Source organism: Rhodosalinus sp. FB01 (genome assembly GCF_041365715.1).
In the GTDB taxonomy this organism is placed as follows: Bacteria; Pseudomonadota; Alphaproteobacteria; order Rhodobacterales; family Rhodobacteraceae; genus Rhodosalinus.
In genome coordinates, this window is sequence record NZ_JBGFSH010000073.1 from 1 (window position 1) to 437 (window position 437).

The 437-nt window shown below is 78.9% G+C and carries 1 protein-coding gene; it reads left to right on the forward strand.

Annotated features, from left to right (window positions below):
- Positions 1-231: 231 nt before the first annotated feature.
- Positions 232-437, forward strand: a 206-nt coding sequence (locus AB6A65_RS16635) for a hypothetical protein (protein WP_371039496.1), incomplete at its 3' end; no start/stop codon positions are given.

Genomic DNA, 437 nt, shown 5'->3' on the forward strand with positions numbered 1-437 from the left:
CGGCGATGGACGGCCTGCGGGCCGCCCGCCGCGAGGCCGAGGAACTGCGCGCCCGGCTCGACGGGACCGAGGCGCGCTGAGCCGGCGCTCCTCCGCCCTGACGGGCGTCGTCGCGTGGGGCGGCGCCGCGGGCTGAGACGGGCGCGCGCGGTCCTCCGGGCTCGGCGACAGGTCCGCGGGCTCCGCTACCCCGCGTTGCAAAGGCGTCACGCCCCCGGGATGGGGCCGGCGGTGGCCCTGACGATCTCGCGGTTCGGCCCGGCTGCGCGCTCCTCCGCCCTGACGGGCGTCGTCGCGTTGGGCGGCGGCATGCGCTCCACGCCTCGCGCTGCGACCGCCCCGCAGGATGCGTGCCCGGCACGCGCCACCACTGACCCTCCCGGGGATCGAGCCGGCGCGATCCGGGCGATGTCCCGGGCCAATTCGCCCGGCATTGC